Here is a 26,274-nt window from a genome sequence, read left to right as displayed (position 1 = left end):
TGGCAAACTGTTAATATTTGATAAGGAAGCAAATCTGTAGAAAACTGATTTCGGAGATTGCTGGATAATAGGAGGAGAGGCCATGTTGAAAATTGGAGTATGTGATGATGACCATCTGCTGCTGTTGGAAGCAGAAACGCGTTTGCGCAGGATTGGGAATGAAAAAGAAATGGATCTGGATGTGGAGACTTTCTGTGATGGTGATGAAATTGTCAGAGCTGTTTATTTAGGAAAGCGTTATGACATCATTTATATGGATATCGAGATGAAACGCATGAATGGACTGATGGCTGCAGAGCGGATCCGCGAATTTGACCGCATGGTACAAATTGTATTTATGACATCTCACCAGAGATATATCAATCAGGCTTTCCGTTCGGCGCCCATAGGATACCTTGTAAAACCAGTCAGGGATCCTGAATTTAATAATAATTTCAGTCACATTATGAATCTGATCGAAACAAAAGACTTATATTACCACTTTAAATATGGCAGAACCGAATGCCAGGTATATTTAAAGAAAGTGCTGTATTTTGAAAGCAAGCTCCGTCTGACTGAGATTGCATGTGAAGAAGGCCGACACAGATTATACAAAAGTCTGGAAGAGATTGAAAACGAATTAAAAGACCGTAAATTTCGTTTTATCAGAATACACCAATCCTATCTGGTCAGCTTCAGCCAGATTGCCAGGTTCTCCAATGACGTGGTGGAATTAATGGATGGAACCTGCCTCCCGGTCAGCCGCAGCAGGCGCAAGGAAGTGGAGGAGATCATGTTTGAAACGATGGGGTGGTGTCAGATTTAAAATTGCAAGGTAAATGGGGAATAAGATGACAAAAAGATTAAACTATTACTTTATTATCATGCTGATGGGGGGGCTTGTCTGGCTGGAAGGAAGCTGCAGGTTTATAAGCCGCATATTTACAGATGTTATTATATTGCTGCCGCCGCTTCCTGTTGCTGTTCACTATCTGATCCGGTCTCTTTTGGAGATAGCTGTTATATATGGAGAAGTGATTCTCCTGTTATTCATTTTATCAGACTGGAGATCAAAAAGAGACGGTCAGTGGCAGGGATACAAAAAGATCCTGCATTTGTACCTTATTATTGGAGTCATTCTGGAAAAAATAATAATATACATCTTTCATAACCTGATTTCATTCTTTATTGAATCATATCCCATAGCTGTCACGATATTTATGGCAATTAAAATAGTTACCGTATTTTGTATGGTAATTATTGTGATGAGAATGTCTCTGAAAAACAAAAGCCAGGTTTTATGCATTGATAAAACCAGTTTAAAGCATTTTATTGCAGGAGCAGTCATAACGATTGGTTTCGCTGTTTTATGCTCTTTTAAAGAGTGGCAGGATTATCAGATTTTAATGTCGGATTTGGATGCCTATGGATTTTTCGGGCAGATGACTGCACCGACACCTGTATATACTGTTTTTAATCAGTGGATGATTCCGTATATGGTGAGGATATGCGCCGTGATGTTGTTTATGGGGGAGGGAAAGCAGGAAGGGTCCTTGTGCAGTGGAAACTTTAATATTTCATAATAGTGATTATCTTGGAAGAGCAGTTAAAAGCTGCTTTTCTTTTTTTACCAAAAATTACATGTAGGCTGCTAATTATTACATGATGCGAAAAAATGTCAAAATTTGTATTATAATGTAACTGATTTAATTAAGTGGATGACTTTGGAATTCTTATCAGTTTAAAACTAACAGGAGGATAGTGAGGATGATTAAAAAAAGAAAATTCGCTTTGGTAATTGCGGCGGCATTGCTGGTGACCACGGCAGTTTCTGCCTGTTCCGGGCCGGAGAAGTCTGAAGTGGAGGAAGGAAAGAAAGTTATTTCAGAAATGCAGCCGGAATTGTCTAAGCGAAAAGAGACTATAAATACGTCCCAGACAACAGTCCGGGCTGGATTCGATTCGCCGGAGAACGCAGTGACAGCTTATTTAGAAGGACTTAGGGATGGGGATTTTAATCGTATGAGAGATACTTTTGCAGAAAATATTAATACAGATGATATCAGGCGGCAGTATTCAATCCTCTGTGGGTTAAATTTGGATGGAGAAGATCCTGTCAGTATCAAGAATCACGAAGATGCAAAGCAATTTGTAGAAAAGATAGAGAACCATATTAAGGCTGTGGATTTTGCTTCAATGAAGCTGATGGGATTTATTAAGGAGGATGATCTGATTGATCCAAATGCCAGACAAAGTTATGAGGAGTATATGGTAAAGGCTGCACAAGATAATTTTGGTGAAAAAATTGTATACTCTGTAGCTGTTATTGAATTAGAGGGGAACAAATATTGTCTTTTTTTTGAAGTAATAAAAAAAGATGGAAGATGGTTTAATCTTCATTTAGGTGGATATCTAACTCAAATGGATGGTTTAGAATGGTATACCGTGGGGACTGTACCGCTGGAAGCAGCGGATGATGAGAAAATCAGACAGTTTATACCAGATTTTACAAAAAATCTACTTAAACAAGAAGATAATACAGGAATACTGGCACCAGTCAGAATTGAAGCAGAAGGTTTTGATTCCCCTCAATTGGCTGTAAAAGCATATTTGGATAATCTTGCAGGAGGCGATCCGGACAAGGCGTTAAAAACGTTTGCATTAGAAAGTTATGTGGACCATTATAATTTTCAATATGCTTTAGAGAGTAGTGGAGGGTATGAAACCGAACAGTTATTTGCACTTCCTGCAGTAAATAATTTTATAAGAGATATCAATATTGAAAAAAGGAAATCAGAGATTGAACAGAATCTTATAACTCAATACATGGATTTGGCCCTTTACAAGGGAATGGAAAACAGTCAACAACTTGTTGAGGGACATGAGGATTTATCTGTAAAACTAACCAGATTGTCAAACAATGTGGATTTAAGTTCCATGAAAATTCTGGGGTATATTATTCCGGAGCAATTGCCGGAATACAACGAATTAAGTGGTTATCAGAACATGAAATCAAAACAGTCAGAACGATACGGTGCTGAAGACATTGGGAACACGCTGATTGTGTTTGAACTTGAAGGTACACGATATTGCTTTTGCGCAGAGACAATCCAATATGGGAACAAATGGTTTGTCAGACAGCCTGGTGGTCTCCTGTCTTCATTATTTCATATCGACATAAAGTTTGAGGGAATGATTCCTGCTGAGGGTCTGGATAACCTGGATATAGATAATCTGATTTTGCCCTTTAACGAATGAAAAGAAAATTTATGGTAATAAAAAGTATAAAATTATGTAAAAAAAGGACTATTTGTTACCAAAAATTACATGTAGCGTGCTAAATATTACATGAACGGTTTTTTTGATGATTTTTGTATTATAATGTAACTAACAAATTAATACAAAGGTGTGGGCGTATATGAAGAGATTAAATGCAGTAATGGCGGTTCTATTATGTTTTGCTTTTCTATCTGTTACGTTCCCTGTATCCGCAGAGGAAATAGCCAGTAAAAAAAACGGGCTTGACGTAATGTTTGTCATGGACTACAGCGGTTCCATGAAAACCAATGATCCGGATCATACGGCAGTGGGGATGGTAAAGGCATTTGTGGATACTGTTCACAGTGCTGACATACGGATTGGTTTTGTGGCTTACAATGATCAGATTGTTACATCAGCAGCTCCGGCTTCGGTAAAGTCTCAGGAAGACAGGGACGCTTTAAAAAATCTGATGGATGCTTCCGGCTACTCCGGCAATACGGACATTGGATTGGGATTAAGTTATGCTTTTGGTCTGTCTGGGCCGGAGAGCGGCCGAAAACGCATGGTTGTTTTAATTTCAGACGGGGAATCGGATTTAAAAGGTTCCACAACTGGAAGAACATTAGAAACCTCCAATGCGGACTTGAAAAATTCCATTGAGGCATGTAAATCCCAGGGCGTTCCGGTCTATACAGTTGCTTTTGGAAAATATGACGGAAACAAAGAGATTTTAAAAGATATTGCAGGTCAGACAGGCGGACAGAATTATTCGGTAGAAAAACCAGAGACACTGATTGAAGTACTGTATGGAATATTTAATTCCAATATGGCTTACAAAATCCAGGAGATAACCAATGGTATTTATGCGGCAGGAAGCCAGAGTATCCGGATAAAGCTGGATGATTCTTACTTAGATGAAATGGACGTTCTGATGATCTCACCGCAGCAGATTGGTGACACCACCGTTCTTTATGGAGACCAGCAGATAAAACCGGTCAATTTATTCCATTATTCTGTTGCTAAAATATCAGATGTCAATAAAGACATCAGAGAATTAACTGTTCAGACAGGAACCGTAGAAAATCAGGGGTTGAAAATCTATCTGGTCAGTTACAGAGATTTGATACCAATTATGGAATTGGAATCGTCCACAGGCAGGAACCAGACGCTGCCGTTTAAGATCTATTTTAAGGACGAAGCCGGGAAAGTGATATCAGATGAGAATTTTTACAAAGGCTTCACACCCAAAATTGAATTATATGCCGATGGACAATCGGAAGGCGGACGAAGCAGTATTAACACAGATGTAAAAGATGGAGTAATTACAGGAGAAGTTACTCTTTCAAAATCAGGAACCTATTATATAGAAGGCCGTTTGGACGATGCCATGGAATCCTGTATATTTGACACAGCCAGGGTTTTAGTTGTAAATACTCCTCCGGCAGGCGCTCTTCCGGATCAAATCAAATACAATCCGTTAAGCGGAGAAAAAAAGTTTGTACTGAATGATTATTTTACCGATTCGGATGGGGATGCCCTCACCTATACACTGGAACAAAATTCAGACAGTGCTGCTAAGGTAACAATTGAAGAAGGAGTTTTACATGTCAAACCGGTTAAATCAGGTCTCCAGAATGTCATTTTTAAAATTTCTGACGGAGAAAGTGCCACATCCTATACGTATCTGATTGCAGTCATGCCTGTATGGCAGGCATATTGGTGGGTAATTTTAATCACAGTCCTGATACTTGGTGCGATTATATGGAGAATATTCCATAAACCAAAACCTGAGCTGGAAGTGATTACCGAGAAAAAAGCGCAGAACCGTTTTCAGGGAAAAATGGATGCTTACTTTATCGGACAGCCTGAGGGAGATGAGGAAATCCCGCCCCTTACCTTTCCCATGTATAAGATCAAAGACAACAGAGTCAGTCTTGGTGATCTGATGAAAGAATATCCGGAAGCTTCTGCCAACTTAGGACTAGATAATATCTTTCTGATAGCTGATGAGGACCGGCGTATGATTTTGTATCATTCCTCAAATTCTTCTATTATGATCGGCAGTTCCATTGTCTGCAAGAAGATCCAGTATAGTGTAAGCTTTGGTGACATCATATCCATAACAGCACCAGATAGAATCTATGATCTGGAGGTTCATTATATATCAATGATTCAGTAACAGTACTGAATCGGGATAACTATAGTTGTTTACGCTTGCCATTCCTGTTTCAGGAAGAAAGCGAATGAATAAAAGTAAGAAAGAGAGAGAGAAGCTTATGGAAACAATTACACAAACAAACCGGACAATATTATTTTCAGAAATCAATCCGGAAAAGCTGAATTTACTCACCCTGATCGGAGATGTCAGAGGAAAGACAAGCCTTGATGATGACAAAATCAAGGAAATCAATGAAATGCTTCTGGTAGAAAGTTTTGCTGAATTTCTGGAGAAATTTGCTCCGGTTGTCTACTCCTGGTGCGATGCCAAGACCGGAAGCATCCAGTACAGTCTGGTGAAACCGGAAAATATTCCGGACAACTGTATTACGGAAATCCCGCTTAACGAGATGAACGACCTTTTAAATATGCTGATCACTCTTCAGGGCGCAAAAGGGGCTATGGGAGTTGCCAATGTGGACTTTAAGTTCAGCAATGTTCTCGATATGATTTCACCGAAAAAAATTATGGAAGATATCCGCCAGGTGAGAAAAGAGATTCAGTATACATACGGCAAGTACATGGAGCTGGATGACGAGGATCCCAAACGACTGGATATGGGAGATCAGTTAAATTTTCAGTTCGAGCAGGCAAGCCATAATTACAATAATGTTTTAGCAATGCTTCCTCTTGCAATTGAAGATATAAAAACCCGTCTCCTTCTTGGAAGCGGGGAATCAGCACAGGGTGGACAGGAATTTAAAGCCGGTCTGTTAAGCATGGGGGATGACGGAGAATTAAAGATCCTGGAGATGAAACAGGAGGAGGGAACCCAGCTGGCAGTTGTAGATGATCATATTAATTCCAGTCTGGTACAGACATTCCGGGATGACTATGATGCGTTAAATGATACACCTTCTGATTATGTAAGGGAGCTGGTTGTCAGAACCTTCTGTCCGCTTACCTCAACGGTGGAAAGCAGCGTAGACCGCGAATTAGAAGTTCGTAATTACAATACGTACCTTGAATTCTACAAAAAGAGCAAGGACGATTTTGTAAAGGCTGTAAAACCTCTGATTGAGAAAATCCTTGGCGTTAAGGCATTTTTCGATCAGTATCAGGTAAAAGAAAAAGGAATGCAGCCAAAACTGCTTATAACGAATATTCCTTTAGAGATGTTAGTGAAATCAAGTAATCTGCCAAGACTTTTAACCTACTTAAATACTACCAACGATAAGAATGAGTTTGAAAATACACTGTGGTTTGGAATTGTACCTGATGTAGAGCTCAATCAGTCCGGCGGCGGAAAACTTCAGAGAATGCGTTTTGCCGGTAATCAGAAAGTCAAGAAGCCTGGAACCAATTCCATGGAAAGTCTTGCTACTTTGATGAATGCCATTACTCCTTATAAGATTACTACATTCTTCAGCTTTTCCACCGGTGAAGAAAGCACCTTCAGCTATGTGGCAACAGAAGGTATCGGAATCTTTAAAGATAAATGTACTCCTTTGATGAAGAAAGAGTACAGCGAATTTGTGGTTCCCTGTATTCCTAACGTAACGATTATACCAAAGGATAAATCAGGACTGATTCTGGATAACCGCATGGTGATCGATGAAGAGGGAAATGTTGCTCTTTCCCAGGAAAAAGAAGACATCATGAAGATGTGGATCGAGGGCGTTTACATAGGGGCGGCTTACGGTGCAGCAGGTATTGCAGCTTCCTGGCAGTGTCCGGAATATTTAAAACAAAGATTCCCCAATACATCCATGGAATATCCGGGTGTGCGTTACGATATCGAAGCTGATGATAATGCCCTGCTGGTTACCACCAGCATGACAAAGGAAATCTCAGGATTTACCAATGCCATTAAAAATTCCATTAACAATACCGGCTTTGGCTTTGTGTTTACTTCCGATAACGCTCAGCATAAGGGCAGAGATATCAGAAATATCATGGTTTACAAAGCAAGAAATTTACTGAGCAATGGAACCGAATTCGAACCCATTTACAAGACTCTTGTAGTTACCTACATAGAGAGAATGCTGCGTTTTTACAGCGGAGATTTCAAACAGGATAAGATCCTTAAATTCTTCAGCAATAATCCAAGCAGCCAGAAGAGCAAATGGGATGCAAACCGCCAGTACGTTAACTCCTTACTTCAGGATGGAGATGAACTGGATTTCAATATAGATGAGAAAAATGGTATCTGCAATGTACAGCTGACGTTCAGCAATACAACGAGAAACTTAAAAGTTGAATTGACCAGAAAAGGACAGTCAGCGTAAAACCTTTCTTTTCGGAATTTAAGAAAAGATATTTAAAATCGGTATCTCAAAGCCGTATTTATCCGGCTTATAGATTACAAAAAACATATATAAAAAGAATGGAGGAAAATTTATGGGACTTAGAATGAAAATCACAGGTAGCGAATCCGTGGAACTGCGTGAGACAAGCATCACAAACGTGGTATTTGGAGCAGATATTCCCCACGATTCCAACGCAAGATCAACTGATCTTGGCTCAACGGTACTGATTGAAGGAAAGATACTGGCAGCAGTAGGCGGGGAAGCCGCAGACGATACCAGTAAGCTGGCCAGATGGTCTCTTGTTCCGGCAGAAAATTCTGACTGCTACCGCAACGTTGAGATTGATGTGATCAACGCATCACAGGTGGTAAGACAGATTACAGTACCCAATGCTTTCGTTGTGGACTACACAGAGGATTTTACAGACGAAACCGGTACCGGAATTTTCAAGCTTCTTATCAAACAGAAAAAGGATAAGATGGTAAACTTGAAATTTGAAGGCGGATTCAGCGGAGAATAATTAAAAAAAAGGAAAAGAAAGGAAGGAACCGATTATGGGATTTACATTAAAAGTAGAAGGACCATCTACCATTGATTTAGGAACAATCAGCATTACAGGAGTGAAATTCAGAACCGATATTCCCCACGACTCCAATGCACGTTCCACTGATCTTGGAAGCACTGTAGAAATTTCAGGAAAGATTTTAACAGCAGTGGACGGAGATCCCTTTGATGCAACAAGACAGCTGGGACTCTGGTCTTTAGTACCTGCAGAGAAATCTGACTGCTACCGGAAAGTAACCATTGAAGTAATTGCAGCTTCCCAGGTAGTTCGTAAATTTACATACCCCAACGCATTCGTAGTTGACTATAAGGAAGATTACGGCGACACCGAGGGTGTAGGTACATTTAAGCTGATTGTGAAGCAGAAAAAAGACAAGATGGCGCAAATCGCTGTGGAAGGCGGATACAGCGTGTAAACATGTGGGGGCTGCCGTTTGGCAGCCCTTTTCAGTAAGGAAAATAAAATGCTTAACTACTATAAGATTCTGGGGGTATCCTCACAGGCAACAGAAAAAGAGATCAAGGCAGCGTACAGAAAGCTGGCAAAAAAGTACCATCCGGATGTAATCAAGGATGATCCGGAGGGAAATAAAAAGATGTATGAGATCCAGGAAGCGTATGAAGTTCTTGGAGATGAAGAAAAGCGGAAGCGGTATGATCTTGGCTTCAGTGAAAACCGGGAAAGCACAAGGCAGGAGCAGGGGAAAAACAGCCGTGGTTATTCAAATAATGAAGAGGGTAAACCAGCTCCAGATTTAAGCCAGTTTGAACGTTTTTTTGGTTTTCAGCCTGGTAAGGGAATGGAAACCTATAAGGAGACCTGTAAAAACTCAAAAAAAACCACTGGACCGGTAAATCCGGATGATTTGTTTTCTTCTTTTTTTGGCGTAAAAAAATGATGAAGGAGCCCGAAGGTGCATGAAATCCATCAAAAAAAAGAAAATTGTACTTGATTTAGCAGTATTGATCTGCTCGGTTTTGTTTAACCTGTGTTTCTTTTATTTAAACCGCAAAGGCATGTGGATACAGATTCCAATTGGAGCAGTTTCGATCCTGGCTCTGGCGGATGTTCTTGTTTTGGTGACTCCCCACCATACAAAAATCAGACAAAGCGCAGCGGAGTATGGAACAATGTCTGGTGCCAGTCAGCTGGTGCTTCTGGATGAAAAGGAAAATCCAGTAAAATCCTGGGATCTGGCGGGAAAAAAGGCTCTGATTATAGGAAAAAAGAATGAGGAAGAAGAGATTGATGTTGATTTGGAAGATTGTGAATACAGCACATTTATTGATCCTCAGCATGCAGTGCTTAATTTTTGCCTGGATTCCTGGTATCTGGAGGATTTAGGCTCTCAAAATGGTGTAAAAATCAAAAAGGTGGAAGACGGCGGCTGTTATCAGGTAACAAACCGGCCGTGCAGACTATCGGCGGGAGACATTATTTACATAGCAAATACCCGTCTCTTATTGACATAAGAACATAGATTGGAGAGTAAAACATGAGCTTAGTAAGATGCCCAAACGGACACGTATTTAATGCAAGACGTTATGGAAATACCTGTCCATACTGTCAGATGAAATTAAAGGAAGATAAGGATGATACGAAACCCCTTGGTTTTGAACCGGCTGTTGAGCTGCTGCAGGAAGAAGTCAGCCCGGTATGCGGCTGGCTGGTATGCATAGCCGGAGCCAGAGTCGGAATGGATTATAAAATTCATGGCGGCAAAAATTTTGTGGGCAGGGGAGATGACATGGATATCCAGATTCTGGGAGACAATGAGATCAACCGGAAGAATCACACCATAATTGTTTACGATCAGAAAAAGAGAAACACGGTGATCCTGCCTGGAGATGCAGCAGGACTTGCCTATCTGAATGAAGAAGCGGTTTATATTCCCACAGAACTAAAACCATATGATGTGATTGAGCTGGGAAAAAGCCGATTCTTATTTGTACCTTTGTGCGGAGAAAATTTTGAATGGGATGATCAGAAATGATGCTGACAATAATGATTGGTCTTGGAGCAGCTTTACTCGTTTTCAGCGCAGGCAGACTTCTTTTGTCTGCAGAAGAAATGAACAGGAACGAGGAAAATGAGTGTGAATCTTTTGGCAGGTGTGTGATCAGCCAGACGATGGGAGATAAGGAAATACAGTCAGATCTGGCTGGATTCGAATCCAGCAGTGCAGGTACGCTGGCTGTGCTTACCGATGGAATCGGAAAAGCCAATACAGGAAAAGTATGCGCCCAGACTGCCATGGATACCGTACTTGACGCTTATCAGCCCTATCAGGTTTTACATAATCCTGAGTATTTTTTTAAAACATCCTTTAACGAAGCAAATCAAAGAGTGCAGAAGACACTGGGGGAACGAAGAGGAGGAACGTGTCTGGCTGCAGCTTTTGTGAATGGAATTACGTTTCATTACGGTCTGGCAGGTGATATCAGGATTGCCTTATTCAGAAATCAGGAACTGATTCCCATAAGCAAAGGACAGACTCTTAATGTTCTTGCATTAAATGCCTATCAGGACGGCGCATTATCCAGGCAGGAAACCATTTGGACAATGGAGGAGGACCGGATATGGAATTATCTTGGAATGGATGGATTCAAGGATATTGAAGTCTGTGACAAACCCATACGTTTAAAGCGGGGAGACATCATCATGATGATGACCAAGGGGATTTTTGATGTTCTGTCATGGGCAGAAATGGAAGATATTTTATTAAGAGATTACACATTAAAGGAAAAAGCGGACAGCCTGATTATGGAAGCAGAACGGAAAAAAGGCGTGGAGAAAGAAAACGGAAGCGTAGTGTTAATAAAAGCGGAGGTGTCTGATGAGAAGAATTAACTCGGAATTCCGGACCCGGTATATCTCGGAGGAAGGTCATAAGCTGACAAACAGAGATTACTTTGGTTATGTGGAGATGGATGACTTTGCCTGCTACGTGCTTGCAGACAGTCTTGACGGAGAGCTGGAGATCAACAGTGCAAAGCTGGTGGTTGAAAGTGTGATCCGCAGCTTTGTGGAAGGACCTTCCATGAAGAAAGGAAAGTTAAAGCACTACATAAATCTCGCCCACAAGGAGCTGCTTAAGCAGCGGGGAGGAATGCATCTGAAAGCTTCCGTTGTTCTGGTTGTTTCAGACTACAGAAACATTCGCTTTTTTTATGCAGGAAACAGCCGTTTTTATCTGGTCAGGAATGCCCGTATTTTAGTTAAGACAACAGATCAGTCCCTCACTGAAAATCTGCTTCGTGAGGAGCGGATCACCCTGGATCAGGCAGCTGCTCATGAAGCACGGAATAATCTGTATTCTTATCTTGGAGAGCGGGGGCAGCCGGAGATTTCCGGTTCCAAGAAAATCCGTCTGGAAGACGGAGACAGCTTTGCTCTTTTTACCAAAGGTGCATGGGAGAATTACGGCGAGGAAGAGTTTTTGGAAGCGGTTAAGGAGGCGACTGAACCTGGTGAAATTCTTGATAAAGCGGAAGATTCAATCCTTGGAAAACAGGAAACGGATGAGGTGGATAACTACAGTCTTGCCGTGACTTTTGTTGACAAGGTTTACCAGCCGCCTGCAAAGAAAATTACAGTAAAGAAGGTTTTGCTCATTGCACTTCCTATTCTCCTGGCAGTTGGAGGAATCAGCCTGGGTCTGTTCCTTCGCCACAGAAGCATAGAGCGTAAGGAAGAGAGTCTTAAAATCCACATGGAAAGCGGCGAGGAGTATTTACGGTATGACAACTATTTAAAAGCATCTGAGGATTACAAAGAAGCAAAGAAGCTGGCTGACGGCTTAAAGAAGAAAAAGGAATCAAAAGAAGCAGATTTATATAAAAGGCTGGCGGATCAGATTCTTCTGGCTGATGATGCGATGAAAGGGGAAACGTATCAGAAAGCCCAGGATCTCTATTTAAAGGCAAAAGATTTATCTGCAGAAGCAGGAAATGTGGGGAAACAATACATAGAGAGCCAGTTAAAACAAACCAGAGATTATATCAGTGTATTTGATTTAATCGAGTCTGGGCAGCAAAAAGAGGGCTATGGCGAATTGGAAGGCGCATTAAAGGCTTACCGTGAGGCCAGAGACAAGGCAGCCTCCCTTTATTTTTCAGCAGGAAAAGAAGAGGCGATGGCAAAACAGGCGGCTTTGGAAGAGAAGATGGATAAGGACAGCCAGAAAACGGAATCTGCCCAGGCCGCAGCCAAAGAAGAGAGCAAAGCTGCGAAAGAAGCAGAAGACGAGTCTGTGAAGGCGGACGAAGAAAAGGCAAAAAAGGAAGAGGATGAACAGCGGGAACTGGAGAATCAGCAGAAGTTAAATGACCAGAAGAATGCCATTGATCTGGAAAATAAGGGGAATGAGCTTTTGGGCGAAGGAAAGTATGAAAGCGCAATCACTTATTATCAGACTGCGCAGGCAATTTATGTGCGCCTTGAGCTGTCAGATCTGGCAGATGGGTTAAATCAGAAGATTGCTGCAGCCAAAGCCGGAATCAAAGCAAAAGATGCGGAAAAAGCCAGTTTGGAAAGTGATGCCGCATCAAAGGAAGAAACATCAGGAGATTACGGTCCTGGAGTTGACAGTAAAAAAACAGATAAAAAGTAAAGTGAGGAAATGTACATGAGCCGATACACCTATACCTTGCACCCGGGGAAAAAGGAACCGGATAGAAACACCTATAAAAAAAGCGGGCTGGAGAATATGACAACATTTCAGCTGAGAGAAATATGCCGCAGGGAAAAGTTAATTATACCGTCTGGGAACTCCATGGACCGGGATGGTCTGTTAAGGTTGATTATGCGGTTTCGGGGGCAGAAGGAATATCGGCATATTACCTCATCCTGCAGTGGAGGTCTTTCCCGTCTCCAGGAATTTTTTGACAGAAATTTGGTACATATCACTTCCAGTCAGAATGTGAGAATACCCGGTACAATTGCAATCTACCGGGGAACGGGGTTAAATGAGCTTGACGGATATACGGTTGAATCTGATGTTTTGCTCTATGAGGGAAATTTACTTCTTATAGATGAAAACTTCAGCATTTACACCTGTTTTTATATAAATAAAATAAAAGATACTTACTATTTATTCCAGGGGAAGGGCATGGAGATTCTTCCCCTGGAAAAGCATCAGTATTTTATTCTGTATTTCCCAAATGAGCGGGATTCAGAGTTCCTCTATGACTGTTACCAGGGAAATCATTCTGTAATACCCGGACATATGGAAGGAATCCGGATCCCGCTTTTAGACATTGAAATAAAAGAGGTGGCAAAGACAGAACTTCCGCTGGTAATAGACTTCGGAAGCTCCAACACAGCCATGGGGATCTGCTTAAATGACGGCTCTGTTAAGATTGCGAAGGCAGGCGGCGGCAACATTATACCGAGTGTCATTGGTGTCAGGGAAAGCGATGGAAAACCGGAGTTTGTATTCGGCTTTGATGCCCTGACTCTGGCCAGTCAGAATTATCAGGATGAGGACATTCCTGTTTTTTACGATATGAAACGGTGGATCAGCAATCCAAACCGGCCGGAGGGCGTGATTTTAAAAAGTGGTTTTAAATATTTAATTCCACGCCGGGATATGCTGAAGGCATTTTTGGAGTATTTAATTGATCTGGCCAAACAGCAGTTTAAATGCAGCTTTCAAAACATCCAGTTTCTTGCTCCAATCCGTCAGAAAGAAAAGTTCCAGGAGCTGTTTAAGGAGCTTTTGCCGGATTATTCCGTAAACTGCGAGCTTGATGAGGGGATGGCAGTCCTCTTTCACAGCATATATGGAATGATCAGCCAGAATCTTTATGAGAAGGGGCGTAAATATCATGCGCTGATCATAGATTGCGGAGGCGGTACCACAGATCTTACTTCAGGCCGCTTCCTAATTGATAACAGCCGGGTTTCCTATACCATTGATCTGGAAACAAGCTATGAAAATGGAGATACGAATTTTGGAGGGAATAATCTGACCTACCGGATCCTGCAGATGCTTAAGATCAGCATTGCAAAGGCATGGGGATATTTAAATGCAGAAGAACCCGGGCTTACAAATGAAGGGGACTGCATTCAGAGCTTAACCGATCAATATAAGAAGGCGGAAAAATTTCTCCCAACCTGCTTTAAGGAATATGAAGAACGGGACAGAGAATCTTATTTCCGTGTAAAAAATAATTATTACTATTTGTTTCAGCTTGCGGAAGAGGTAAAAAAATCATTTTTTCAGGCCAGATTTCAATATGAGCTTTTGATCAGCACCACGCGAAACGAGGAAAAGAGCCAGATGTTTCTGGATAAATGGAAGCTCTCTGTATTTGCAGACGGACGTCTGGTTCATGTTGACAGGGAAATCTCCTTTTCTCTGTACTTAAATGAGATTGAGAGGATTTTAAGACCGGATATTTATCATGTTATGGAACGTTTTCTGGACCAGAAGTTTGAACAGGGGGAACTTCAGGACTATGAGATGTTAAAGCTTACGGGACAGTCCTGTAAATCAAGTCTTTTTACGGAAGCTTTAAAACAGTATGTCCCGGGAAAGCTGATTCAGAATACCAAGAGAGAAGCCGATGAGACAGAATTGAAAATGTGCTGTTTAAACGGAGCTCTTTCCTACTTCATGAATTGCAAGAGAGGGTATATGAAGGTGAACCAGAATTATGAGGTACGGACACTTCCTTATGAAATCATGGCTTATACCCATGAAAATCAGGAAAAGATTCTGATTCGAAGTCTGGATCCGGAAGAACATATCGGATGCATCTCCCGTTTTATGGTAGGAAAACAGCTGGATCTTTATTTAAATGATGAAAAGGGAAAACATTTAAAGACCTGTTATTTTCAGTATGATACAGCCTCCTTTGACCAGACAACACAGGAAGAAATTGACAGTCAGTATGCAGGAAGTGTCATTCAGGAGGAAACAGATACCATTCTGGAAGGTGAGATGAAATTTTTCGTATGGGTATCCAGAAAAAGATGGGGATTTATTGTACTTCCGGTGCTGCGGGAAAATGAGGTGCTTTATAAAGGAAAAGAGACTTTCTTTGATTTTGAGGATGATACCTGGGAAGAGAACTTCTTTGATGGGAGGAAGTAAATCAGATTAAGAAAACAGGGGTGGCAATAAGCGTTAGGAGGACAGGCACGAATGGACCAGATAGAAGAGATGAAAGCAATGATCCGGGAAGAAATCCAGTCAATCACCAATCTGGAGGAACGGATTGTATTTAAAAATCTGATGGAAGGGGTTTTTTTAGAGCTGTATGAGACAAATGTCCAGATGTACCGGATGTTAGAGGAACGGGTGATGAATGACCTGGTTTATGATGTCAATCGCTATCTGATCCGGACAGGCATTATGGAACGGGGATATTTAGACAATTCCCACCACTTAATGAGTCCCATTTGCGAATCGGATTTAGAAACACAGGTTTTTGAGATTTCAGAGGTGAGAAAAAAGCTTGAGGAGGAAGGACGCTTTTGTCTCACAACCGTATTTCTCCGATGCGACGCCATGGAGGTGGAGGAAGTCTTAAAAAACCAGGATAACTTTACGGGAAGATTAAAGGCAGGGGAGGAATACCCGGTTTCCATTTCACTGGAGCCCAGCAGACGGTACAGGCAGGAATTGGAGCATCTTTATCACCTGTTCATGAAAAATGGCATACCCTGGAAAACAATCAATGCTCCTTATCTGTTTAAGATGGCGGATATCTGTATTACCAGCCTCCCGGAGGAAATCAGTGACGATGAGGTTATTACCAGCTTTGGTGCGGATTTTGGGGAATATAATCAATTTGTTCAGTACGATATGATACCAATCTGGAATGTGAGGCATCTAAAGCTGGAAAGCGTGGGATTTCCTGTAGCCTGCAGTGATCATGAAAATTATGAACATGTGATTTCCATTCGTGATTACGGAACAGACCACGCTTACCTGGTGGAAGAAAAAGCCGGAATCCGCAGCGTCAGACAAAGCGGGGAAAAGCTTCTGGTAACAGGAAAGATTGCCAATGCGAAAAAATGGGATGTGTTCATGATCCGGAGCGGTTCCGACCAGAAAATTGACCGTTATACCTATCCTGTTATGGAAAATCTAAGAAAAGACGGTTTCGCGGAACGCTTTCAGGAAAAAACAAGGCAGATGGTAAAGACAAAAGGGGAACTGGAGCGGTTTATCCGTGGATTTGGTCTGGAGGAGTTTATCGAATATAAGGACTGTGCTCTTCTGGAACAAAATCAGGAGAACCTGGAGACTTATCCCATGAATTTTTTTATGGAGGATGAGATCCGGGACAGATCCGGGAAAAAGAGGCTGGTTATTTACTTTAAAGCGAGAGGGAGAGAAAAGTGGCTTTTGCGGGATTTAGCAAGCTTTATTACCTCAGAGGTTCAGGAATTGTATCCGGAATATGAATGCGGAGGAAAGCTTATATGAATTATTTGTGGGAAGCAATGCTTCAGCTGAGAAAGCAGGGCGTGACGGAATCTACCGTACGTTTTAAAATGCCTCAAAGATTCAGCTCCTATATGGAATTATCCATCCCATGCTTAAACCAGGAAGAGATGAAAGAAGGGGAAGTAATTGAAGTAAACCCGTACTACCGCTTCTACAACATTTTCAAGGACTTTTACCAGCCGGATCTTAAGGATTATCCCATGCTCCGTGATAATCTGTTTCATTTAATTTTCCACCTCCTTGCCCAAAATGATGCTTTGTCAGGTATGACAAAGGAGGAGTATCATAAAAAGCTCCTTTACCGGGATCTGGAAGAGTGTGCATTTGGAGAATCATCCAGAAATGCCATAGGACTTTTCACCCGGGATGAACGGGAATTTATCCTAAGCGGTATGTTAAAGCAGTATGAAACCGGCAGCTCCCTGGATATGTTTAAGGATATGATGGAGGAACTGATTCCTGACAACATCGTGTATCACAGCAACCAGAATTCATATGAAATACTGGTGTTTATCGGCAGAAGGATGGATAAGACATTAGAAGGAAAAATGGGTTTTCTGGTCAATATGTTTGTGGAGCTGCCTTATCACGTGGAGATTTACTACGAACACCATTTTGGAATTATGGCAATTGAAGAGACAATGGAAATAGATGAAATTATTATGTGCTGACAGGAGGCGGTGAGATGTTTCAATATGTTTATCCTCAATTTGAGAAAAAGCGGCTTCTCAGAGTAGAGATGCTGGACCAGTTAAGGGATTACCCGAAGAACTTATTTGACCTGTCATTTCAGGGATTTGGCAATGGTATTGTAAATGGCTGCAGCTTCACCTGGGATAATGGGGTGCTGACCATTTCTCCGGGGATCATTTATCACAATGAAAAACTGTATATGTTGACGGAACCCTTTGTAATGGACTGCAAGGCAGAAGACAGAATGCGGTATTTAAAAGTGCAGTTTCTTACAGAAGCAAGGGAAATGGGCAGAATTATCGGGAACACCAGGATTGTACTGGAAGAGAAAAAAGCGGATGGTGCGACCGAACTGGAATTATGCAGGTTCCGGCTGCAAAACGGTGCCAGACTCCGCAGCACCTATGAGAGTTTTTCCGATTATTCTACGGAATACGATACCATCAATCTGATTTATCAGCCCTATGCCGCAGCGGGAGGAAGCACGTTAAATCCCAGGCTCGTCAGCCAGTTTGCCAGAGAGTTAATAAGAGGCGGAGTAACTGACCCCCTGGATGCCGGCTTTTCCATGGCTGCCTTATCGAATAACGGAGTAGTATCAGTTCCCTGTATGGAAGAATACCTTTCAGCCAGACATGGGGAGGATTTTAACGGGAATGGAAACGGAGCCATCTACCGGGGGCTGCTGGAGATACTGAAAGATAATGGAAAAGGTGAGTTTAAGAGAAGAACAGGAAATCATGGAAACAGGGGGATGCTGCTCATTTAAACACAGGAAAAACAAGGAGTAAATGTATGGCGGAGCATATTACATATGGTGATTTAAAAATTAGATGTAACATTAAAATAAAACGTATATTGGAACTTTCCATAAAAGAAAGCATTGGTACCCATGCTATGGCTATAGTAACGGCGGAGTTAGAGCCGGGGAGTTTTTCAGTATCCGGTGAAGAAATGAATAGCCAGCCTTTAAAGATATATAGTATAAAAAATCAAAAAGAGGTTCTGCTATTTTCAGGCGTAATCAGTAAGGTCCGTGTAGAAAAGGAATCATTTCATGAGATTCTTTATCTTACTTCCTACTCATTGTCGTGGCTCATGGATCTGGAAAAAAAGAGCAGATCATTTCAGGATTGTAATAAGTCTGTTTTGCAATTGGTTCAAAATATAGCTGAGGAAAAATCTTTTACTGTGATATCCTCTGCATCAGATAAAGCAATTACTAAACCTTTTATTCAGTTTGAGGAAACTGATTGGGAATTTATATTAAGATTATCAACGCACCTTCATACTCCATTAATTGCAGCAGATGATTATGATGGAAGAGGGGTATACCTGGGATTGCAAAAAGAAAGTGATGCTCTGAAATTAGATGCTTTAAGTGAACGATGGTGTATGGAGGCGGATGATGCAAAAGCGCTGGACTGGAGAACCAGAGAAGCCTGTTATTACGAAGTGGAATCTTATCAGGTCCTGCATCTGGGACAATGCGTCAGCTACAGAAACGGAATTATGTGGACATATTATGTAGAGATGAATCTGCGGAAGGGTCTTTTGTGCTGTACATACAAGTTATCCGGAATGAATCACGGAATGTATCCAACAATTAATAATCCCTGTATAAAAGGTGTTTCATTGACCGGAACAGTACTGGAGCGCAGGGATGAGAAGATCAAAATCCACCTGGATATTGATAAGGAGCAGGATGCAGGCAAAGCATTTTTTTATCCATGGTTTCCGGAGTATGGAAATTTACTATACTGTATGCCGGAAACAGGAAGCAGAGTTCGTCTTCAGATTCCAAGGGGAGATGAGCAGGAAGCATTTGGGGTGAGCTGCATCCGTGAGAATGGGCAGGAAGGCGCGGAGACACTGGATCCGAATAACCGCTGGTTTATTACAGCGGCTAAGAAAAAGATGGCACTTAGACCGTCGGATATGGAATTATCCGCTGATAACGGGAAGTCGGAGATATCCATGCAGGATGGTGTTGGTAATATCATTCGCAGCAACGGAGAATTATTATTTCAGGCAAAGGGGAAGGTTGTGCTGCGCGGAAAAAAGATTGAACTGATGGCACCCACTGAGGTTACAGTTGTTAAAAGACGGTTGGGAAATCCGGCAGTGGTTAACATCTGCCATAATCTTGATTGTATGGGAGAAAGTACTATTTTAAAAAATCTTAGTGGTTCAAGTGAGGGTACTGCAGGTCCCGGTTCCAGTTTAGGCAATCAACAGAAGATGGATAAACGGACAGAAGAGAGGATGAAAAAAGAGAAAGAGAAGATACAGCTTAAGATGAAGGAATTGTCAGAGGACAGTTCAGATAGCTATGAGTTTGGGCCATCAATCGTAAATATCATCTCGGCGATACCACAAAGTACAGAGCAGGACCGGCTGTCCCAGATCGCAGCAGGATTTCGGCCTATATCAGGGAGAATGAAAGGAGATTAAGTATGTCGTATTCCGTTATAAATGGAGCAGTAGGAAAAAGTCCGTTAATTGATAAGATCAACCAGATTCCTGTCTGGCAGGTTAAAAGCGGAGTTCAGGAGCAGATGGAGCAGCTGGTTACAGGACATAGTGGGGATATCTGCCAATCGGTTCGATTTTCGTTTGATTCGTGCAGGAAGGAGATAAAGGAGCAGCTGCATAGTTTGAAATTAGAAACGGGGGAGGCAAATGGAGTACGTCCAAGATAAAACTCTTTTTTTTGACGGAAGACTGGCGGTACAGATTCCGCAGTCTTTTCAAGATATGCAAACTAACAGAGCAGAATTAATGTACCCTTATGAACAGAGACCTCAGATTATTTTGGAGGATGGGGAGGCACACCGGTTTTGTACTTTTTCTCTTTTGAAAGAGCAGAAGCTGGCAGCAAACCAGGTGGAATATGTAATAAAAAACATTACTGCAGCAGTCGTGGGACTGTATCCTTCATGCCTGCTGACCGATCCACGGTTCGTATGGAGGAAAGAGGGGGCATACGGCTGGTTTTCTTTCCGAAGCATTATAAAAGAAGGAGAACTTAAAAACTTTATGTATATTTTTTCTGTAGATGAGTGCATGATGCTTGGTACAATGGGCTGTTTTATTGAGGATGAGGAAGGGATAAAGCAATTGTTACAGATTATGGATTCATTGGAAGTTCCTGAAAGAAAGCCGTCTTTTGCGAGGAGTAGTCAAAGTTTGTTGCAGACAGTTGGAAAAAATAATGGAGGGGGTATATGAAAAAAGGTACTTATGTGGATGAAAAAATTATCAGTTTACAGAACTTCATTAAGAAAAGAACCAGTTCATATGAGTTGCTCACAGATGAAATTCCAATTCGGGGAAAAGGGATACGATTTGTACCTTTTCCTATGTTTGACGGAAAAGTAAATGCACTAATACCTAAAAATTTCACAGAAATGCCCGAGATGATTGCAAAAGTCAGATATATAAGCAGCAACCGTCCGCCGGTATTGCTTACAAATGAATATTATGATGATAATTTCGGTTTTCATCTTCTAAGGCGCGGGGATATTCAAGAGTATGCCAATCTGGATGAACTCATAGACCAAATGCAGGATACGGTTAAGCTTCATACACCGGAGACTGTAATTTACGGCAAGGGGAGTATTGATTCAGCGAGAGCCGATGGCAGGTGGTTTGAATACAAGAACTTTACACTGGATGATGAAACATATAATCTGCAGTTTCTGGTTAGTACGGAGGAATATTTGTTGGCGGGAACATTTAACTGCAGGATGTGTTTTTATGATGATTGGAGAGAATCCGTGTTGAAATCGCTGGAGTATATAGAAATCACAGGAAAAGGAGAATTGAAAAATGAAAGCAGATAAAATACATATTTCTCAATTTGAGTTCCTGACACTGGAGAGCCTGGAGATAGACCGGGAAGTGGGGGAACATGCAACTGCGTTTGTAAGCGGATATATACGTGATAAGGATGTGGAAGCTTACAAAGGTAAATTACTGGAACGCATGTGGGTGAATATTACCGGAGAGGATGAAGAAGGGGGTACCCAGAACCTTATGACAGGAATGATTGCGGGTTTTTCTCTGGAACCACAGCCTCATGCTACCATGCTTACCCTGACACTAAAAAGCGGTACTTATCTAATGGATGGGAACAAGCATTATCGTTCTTTTCAGGATACCGGTTTAACCTATCTGGATGTGTTAAGAACCATAAATCAGACTTATGGTGAAGCTGATGTAAAAGTGAAGGGAGTTCTGGATTCCTCCACCATAGACTTTTTATTGCAATACAACGAGACTGACTGGGAGTTTATCAGGAGGATTGCCAGCCGTTTTGGTATGGCTGTAACACCTGCGATTACCAGAGAGGGAGCTTATTACTTTGTAGGTGATGCTAATTATTCTACGTACACCATGCCTGAATCTGCCAACTTTAGTGTCAGCAAACGTGTCGACAGTTATATGACTTGTGGAGGAGGCAGTTCTAATTCATTTATGGAACAGGATTACATGGAATACCGCATTACTACAAGGGATGTTTATGATTTATGGGACAGGCTTATGCTGGGGAACGAAGGCGGGTATGTCTGTAAAATTGAAAGTAAATATTTACACGAGGAGTTAACACATACTTATACCTTGCGTCCTATCAATGGCATGCGTGTAATGTTACAGTCAAACAATTATCAGTCAGGCTGCTCTTTTCAGGCATCAGTCAGAGAAGTCACTCGTGATATGGTAAAGATAGAACTGGCAGGGGACGAAAATGCCAGTCAGAATATAGCGAAATGGTTCCCTTATTCCACTGGATACTCTTCCCCTGATGGCGCAGGCTGGTACTGCATGCCGGAACCGGGAGATTGTGTACGCCTGCAGATACCAGATCAGATCGAAGAGCATGGTTATGTCATCAGCTCTGTACATATGGAGACGGGCAATGACAGGAAGAATCCGGATCATAAGTCTTTTAAGACTAAATATGGAAAGGAATTATTGTTTACACCTGACAGTGTGGAACTTACTAACAACAAAGGAATGTCAATCAGGATAAAAGATGGGGAGGGGGTACAGATAAAAAGCAGCAAGGATATATCCATATCTTCCGGAGGCAACATGACTATTTCCAGTGAGGATGCCTCTCTTGTCATAGCAGGAAAAACACAAGTTAATATCAAGCAGGGCGGATCGGGGTTATCAATAGATAAGGATATTACATTCACCGGCGGAAAGATAAGGATACAATAATGGATCGAAAAGAAGAATTTATGACAGCCATGGAATATATCCTGCCTGAACAATTTTCAAAAAGCAGCAGGAGTATTACACTACACTGTGAAAAACATAGTAAGGAAATCGTACATACATTTCTGGAAGCTTTCAAAACAGCAGTAGAGCAGACCACAATTCTTCAAGACCAGAAGAAAAAGGGAAAGGTGAGATATATTCTCTTTTCTCATTTGTATAGCAGTATTTTTCTCCAGCGCTATCTTATCAGGATCGATTTGATGGATCATGCATTTTACAGCGATTCTTCTCAGGCTGTGTCTTACTGGGATGCCAGAGACATATATCAGCTTTTTGAGGAAGATGTGGAAGCTATCAGGAAAGAATTGGGCAAAAATTTCCCCAGAATCCATGAATATGAAGCAGATTTTATACGCTATGCTTATGCACCGTATTATCATGGAGTTACCAAAGCTTTCTTACTGGCAATGCTGGAGGAAGCATTGCCAGAGCGCAATTTTCTTCCGCAGCAAGACAGATTAGAGAGTTTTGTGAGTATTCTGTTTGGGGAGTATATGGGAGAAGCGGACGTTCTCTTTCAGTTAGGAGAGGAGTAAATATGAGATATTTCATGATATATGCTGATAAAAAGAACCCACAGCCACGATTCATGGACTGGTATACTCAAATGAGACCGGGCAGAACGGATAGTCAGATATACGAGGAGCTTTCCAGACAGAATCATTTTCAAATAGAATTGAACAGGGAGATATCATTTATGGACCTGATTTGTCACCCCTGTTTCATGGTTTCAAAGGAATTTGCAGCGTTAATTAGAGTATATAGTCCGGAAATCCAATTCAAATATGCAACATTAAATGATAAGGAAAACAGGAGAAGTGCTTTTTACCAGATTCCTAATTTACCGCAACTGGATTGTCTGGATGAAAAAAGTGAAATAAGCAGAGATGGAAGTGTAATCATTAAAGGGGTTTTGAAAAAAGAGAAAATACAAACACATTCTATTTTCAGACTTGGCGGCATAAAAGGACGATACATTGTGGCAGACTTGAAATTCGTAGAAAGTGCCTGCCGAAGAGAAGTTACGGGTATGAGAATAGAGGAAATTGTGGTAAAATGAAAGGAGAAAACGTATGGGTTGGTTTTCCTGGTTGTTTGGGAAAGAGAAAGGACCACCGGAGCCGTTGGTGTTAGGGGCAAAGCTACGCTGCCCGTATGGTTCACAAGACAGTTATTTATATGTGGATTCAGTCGGTATTGATGTCAATAACCTTCCGAAAGCATGTGTGGAGGACTGTAAGGCATTGCATAATATTGGGTCATTTGGAGACTGTTATGCGGGAGGCCCTTGTGAGAAATCAATGGTTTTGGATGAAAAATGGGAGAACCCGGAACCGCAGGGTGAAAAGATAAATGGGAAGGAAATTATAACAACGAAATCTTTACTTTCCTGTAGAGCATCCGGGATGGAATTTAAAATTATTAACTCAGGGCAGGATGGAATTTTTGCAAAGCAGATTATACTAATGCAGGAGATGGATGATAAATACCCAGGACTGCGGGAGATACTGGATAATCCTTATGGAAGTTTATATTTGAATGAAGGAAAGTATGAATTGGCGCTCCAGTTCATAGAGGACCGGATGATTAAGAATGGGGGGAAGATTGAGCTTTACACCCTGTATGATAAAAATAACCTTGAAGGGGAGTATATTAAGGGTGCTCTGGGGCGTCTGATGCCGTATTGCGATACGGGAGCAATGGAAAGTTTATTAAACGGGATAGAAAATTCCGCAACTAAAAATAAAATGGATGCAAACGCGGACTTGGATGCGCACGTAATAAATGCGGAAATGATAAAGCTGTTAAGAAAGGATTGTAAAGAAACAAAAGAGCTGATAGAAACAAAACCTTTTTATAAATGGCAGGAAGAAAACAAACTGTTTTTGAGCGTGGCAGCAGAAGGAGTAACTAATTTTGCTTATGGAACGATGATGTATTACAGTGCGATGGGTAGCACTGGGAATAACCAGAGCAAGAGTAATGAACCTGTAGTTAAGGAGAAGAACAATGGGGGGGCTTGTACTAAGGGGACGGGGAAGAGCATTAACCCAAATGAAATTAGATTTAGCCAGAGTTCTGTAAATGGTGCAGATGATATTATTACAAGCATGAAGAAAGATGGCTGGGTTGGAGATCCAATTGATGTAGTTAAAATGCCTGATGGAAGCTATACCACTATTGATAATACAAGGGTTGCAGCAGCAAGAGAAGCTGGAATTAATGTTCAGGCTAACGTACATAGTTATAACGATCCATTGCCAAGTAATTTTGTCAACCGTTTTACAACTCCAAAGGGAGTCCCATCTACATGGGGTGAAGCTACAAACTTAAGAATACTTAAACAAAATTCAGCATTTAGAGGAAATTACCCATCGGGCTCATTTGATATGCCTAAAATGAAAAATTAAAGGAGTATTAAAAATGTTAGAAAAATTAAAAGAATATGAGAATTTACTTGGTTATAAATACCCTGATGCATATCTAAAGGTTGTTGAACTTAAATTACTTGATTTTGACAACTGGTTTTTAATGAGCTTTGAGCAATTGGTGGATCGAAGGGATGAACTAATTAAAAGATACCCCAATAGAAATCTGGTTCCTTTTGCCGGAAGATACGATAGCGATGATATTGCATGTTTTGAAATAGATTTTGGCGAAAAAGTATTTATTGTTCACGATTATGCGACTGAAGGATTTGAAAGAAGGCAAGAATTTGATGACTTCTGGTCGTGGTTTATTAGCGCTATAAAAGAACTCATTGGAATAGAGTAAGGAAGTGAAACATGAATTATTCTGAATTAAGTAAGGAAGTATCTTATGCTTTACGTCATGCACCATGGGAGTATGAACTGGAGATGGATGAAAACGGTGGTGTACCACTAGAGCAATTATTATCTTCTTTACACCTAACTTCAAAATGGGAACATCTTACTGAGAAAGATTTAATGGAAATGATTCAAATATCAGAAAAGAAGAGACATGAAATTTATGATGGTAAAATCAAAGCGTTTTATGGACATTCTATACCTATGAAAATTATTAAAGAAGAAAAGATGCCCCCAGAATTTTTATACCATGGAACAGCAAGAAGATTTCTAAATTCTATTAAGGGAAATGGTTTACTACCCCAAAGTAGGCAGTATGTCCATTTATCACAAGACATCGAAACGGCTGAGACTGTAGGGAAAAGGCATGATAATAAGCCATGTATTTTAATAATTGATTCCTTAAAGGCTTGGAATGATGGAATAAAGTTTTATTATGGTAATGAAAAGGTATGGTTAGCAGATATGGTACCTTACAAGTACGTTTTAGAAAATAGCAATAAAGTTTCCAATTTATAATTTGTATCTGGTGATATTTTATGAGGTGTACCTACACAGACACCTTAAAAAGCCTTGAATTTAGTTGCTATCATAGCAGTTACAGCCACCTAGCAGGTGTCTCTTGTCCAATTTACAGCCACCTGAAAAAAACCATCACTTCGTCTAAAAATCCTTATGCAGTCGGCATTGCCGTCTGCTGTGAATCGCCAGGAGCACCGTAAGGTGCACCTG

26 protein-coding genes are annotated in these 26,274 nt (G+C 41.1%); all 26 read left to right on the top strand.

Annotated elements, in window-relative coordinates:
* Nucleotides 1-82 precede the first annotated feature (82 nt).
* On the top strand, nt 83-805 hold the full coding sequence (locus tag V7D18_RS22135; protein ID WP_117420039.1) for a LytR/AlgR family response regulator transcription factor: 723 nt from the start codon (nt 83-85) through the stop codon (nt 803-805).
* Nucleotides 806-830: 25 nt separating this feature from the next.
* Entirely contained in the window at nt 831-1,562 is a 732-nt protein-coding gene (locus V7D18_RS22130; RefSeq protein WP_426157583.1) for a hypothetical protein, read from the top strand.
* A 184-nt stretch (nt 1,563-1,746) separates the two neighbouring features.
* On the top strand, nt 1,747-3,237 hold the full coding sequence (locus V7D18_RS22125) for a hypothetical protein (protein ID WP_426157582.1): 1,491 nt from the start codon (nt 1,747-1,749) through the stop codon (nt 3,235-3,237).
* A gap of 160 nt (nt 3,238-3,397) precedes the next feature.
* A complete protein-coding gene (locus tag V7D18_RS22120; RefSeq protein ID WP_426157579.1) occupies nt 3,398-5,419 on the top strand; it encodes a vWA domain-containing protein in 2,022 nt (673 codons plus the stop codon).
* A 97-nt stretch (nt 5,420-5,516) separates the two neighbouring features.
* Nucleotides 5,517-7,685, top strand: a complete 2,169-nt coding sequence (locus tag V7D18_RS22115) for a transcriptional regulator (RefSeq protein ID WP_314459143.1) — start codon at nt 5,517-5,519, stop codon at nt 7,683-7,685.
* A gap of 112 nt (nt 7,686-7,797) precedes the next feature.
* Nucleotides 7,798-8,226: a membrane-associated protease 1 gene (locus tag V7D18_RS22110; protein WP_314458922.1), complete on the top strand. Its 429-nt coding sequence runs from the start codon at nt 7,798-7,800 to the stop codon at nt 8,224-8,226.
* Between the two features lie 34 nt (nt 8,227-8,260).
* The gene (locus tag V7D18_RS22105) at nt 8,261-8,686 is read left to right on the top strand and encodes a membrane-associated protease 1 (protein ID WP_426157577.1); all 426 of its coding nucleotides are present in this window, start codon (nt 8,261-8,263) and stop codon (nt 8,684-8,686) included.
* A 48-nt stretch (nt 8,687-8,734) separates the two neighbouring features.
* Entirely contained in the window at nt 8,735-9,169 is a 435-nt protein-coding gene (locus V7D18_RS22100; protein WP_426157575.1) for a J domain-containing protein, read from the top strand.
* 19 nt (nt 9,170-9,188) lie between these two features.
* A complete protein-coding gene (locus tag V7D18_RS22095) occupies nt 9,189-9,743 on the top strand; it encodes an FHA domain-containing protein (RefSeq protein ID WP_426157574.1) in 555 nt (184 codons plus the stop codon).
* A gap of 23 nt (nt 9,744-9,766) precedes the next feature.
* A complete protein-coding gene (locus V7D18_RS22090; RefSeq protein ID WP_426157572.1) occupies nt 9,767-10,264 on the top strand; it encodes an FHA domain-containing protein in 498 nt (165 codons plus the stop codon).
* Nucleotides 10,261-11,121: a PP2C family protein-serine/threonine phosphatase gene (locus V7D18_RS22085; RefSeq protein WP_426157571.1), complete on the top strand. Its 861-nt coding sequence runs from the start codon at nt 10,261-10,263 to the stop codon at nt 11,119-11,121. Before V7D18_RS22090 ends, V7D18_RS22085 begins: the two co-directional genes overlap by 4 nt.
* Complete coding sequence (locus V7D18_RS22080; RefSeq protein ID WP_426157569.1) at nt 11,108-12,883, top strand: PP2C family protein-serine/threonine phosphatase; 1,776 nt, start codon at nt 11,108-11,110, stop codon at nt 12,881-12,883. Before V7D18_RS22085 ends, V7D18_RS22080 begins: the two co-directional genes overlap by 14 nt.
* A gap of 15 nt (nt 12,884-12,898) precedes the next feature.
* Nucleotides 12,899-15,370: a hypothetical protein gene (locus V7D18_RS22075; RefSeq protein WP_426157568.1), complete on the top strand. Its 2,472-nt coding sequence runs from the start codon at nt 12,899-12,901 to the stop codon at nt 15,368-15,370.
* A gap of 51 nt (nt 15,371-15,421) precedes the next feature.
* Nucleotides 15,422-16,711: a hypothetical protein gene (locus tag V7D18_RS22070; protein WP_426157566.1), complete on the top strand. Its 1,290-nt coding sequence runs from the start codon at nt 15,422-15,424 to the stop codon at nt 16,709-16,711.
* Nucleotides 16,708-17,403 carry a hypothetical protein gene (locus tag V7D18_RS22065; protein WP_426157564.1) on the top strand — a complete coding sequence of 232 codons (696 nt, stop codon included), beginning with the start codon at nt 16,708-16,710 and terminating at the stop codon, nt 17,401-17,403. The genes V7D18_RS22070 and V7D18_RS22065 overlap by 4 nt, the downstream gene beginning before the upstream one ends.
* A gap of 14 nt (nt 17,404-17,417) precedes the next feature.
* Nucleotides 17,418-18,194, top strand: a complete 777-nt coding sequence (locus V7D18_RS22060; protein WP_426157562.1) for a hypothetical protein — start codon at nt 17,418-17,420, stop codon at nt 18,192-18,194.
* Nucleotides 18,195-18,220: 26 nt separating this feature from the next.
* Entirely contained in the window at nt 18,221-19,879 is a 1,659-nt protein-coding gene (locus V7D18_RS22055) for a contractile injection system protein, VgrG/Pvc8 family (RefSeq protein WP_426157560.1), read from the top strand.
* A 2-nt stretch (nt 19,880-19,881) separates the two neighbouring features.
* On the top strand, nt 19,882-20,127 hold the full coding sequence (locus V7D18_RS22050) for a hypothetical protein (protein ID WP_426157558.1): 246 nt from the start codon (nt 19,882-19,884) through the stop codon (nt 20,125-20,127).
* Nucleotides 20,108-20,656 (top strand): hypothetical protein, encoded by a 549-nt coding sequence (locus tag V7D18_RS22045; RefSeq protein WP_426157557.1) that lies wholly within the window; start codon nt 20,108-20,110, stop codon nt 20,654-20,656. Before V7D18_RS22050 ends, V7D18_RS22045 begins: the two co-directional genes overlap by 20 nt.
* Entirely contained in the window at nt 20,653-21,270 is a 618-nt protein-coding gene (locus V7D18_RS22040; protein WP_426157555.1) for a hypothetical protein, read from the top strand. The genes V7D18_RS22045 and V7D18_RS22040 overlap by 4 nt, the downstream gene beginning before the upstream one ends.
* Nucleotides 21,257-22,654: a contractile injection system protein, VgrG/Pvc8 family gene (locus V7D18_RS22035; protein WP_426157553.1), complete on the top strand. Its 1,398-nt coding sequence runs from the start codon at nt 21,257-21,259 to the stop codon at nt 22,652-22,654. The genes V7D18_RS22040 and V7D18_RS22035 overlap by 14 nt, the downstream gene beginning before the upstream one ends.
* On the top strand, nt 22,654-23,250 hold the full coding sequence (locus V7D18_RS22030; protein ID WP_426157551.1) for a hypothetical protein: 597 nt from the start codon (nt 22,654-22,656) through the stop codon (nt 23,248-23,250). The genes V7D18_RS22035 and V7D18_RS22030 overlap by 1 nt, the downstream gene beginning before the upstream one ends.
* A gap of 2 nt (nt 23,251-23,252) precedes the next feature.
* Nucleotides 23,253-23,774 carry a hypothetical protein gene (locus tag V7D18_RS22025; protein WP_426157550.1) on the top strand — a complete coding sequence of 174 codons (522 nt, stop codon included), beginning with the start codon at nt 23,253-23,255 and terminating at the stop codon, nt 23,772-23,774.
* Nucleotides 23,775-23,841: 67 nt separating this feature from the next.
* Nucleotides 23,842-25,125, top strand: coding sequence for a PAAR-like protein (locus tag V7D18_RS22020; protein WP_426157548.1), 1,284 nt, complete (start codon nt 23,842-23,844; stop codon nt 25,123-25,125).
* Nucleotides 25,126-25,138: 13 nt separating this feature from the next.
* Nucleotides 25,139-25,489: a hypothetical protein gene (locus V7D18_RS22015; RefSeq protein WP_426157547.1), complete on the top strand. Its 351-nt coding sequence runs from the start codon at nt 25,139-25,141 to the stop codon at nt 25,487-25,489.
* A gap of 11 nt (nt 25,490-25,500) precedes the next feature.
* A complete protein-coding gene (locus V7D18_RS22010) occupies nt 25,501-26,061 on the top strand; it encodes an RNA 2'-phosphotransferase (protein ID WP_426157545.1) in 561 nt (186 codons plus the stop codon).
* Nucleotides 26,062-26,274 lie beyond the last annotated feature (213 nt).

Source organism: Lacrimispora sp. 38-1, assembly GCF_049890855.1.
Classification (GTDB): domain Bacteria; phylum Bacillota; class Clostridia; order Lachnospirales; family Lachnospiraceae; genus Lacrimispora.
This window is presented reverse-complemented; position numbering and strand designations above follow the sequence as displayed.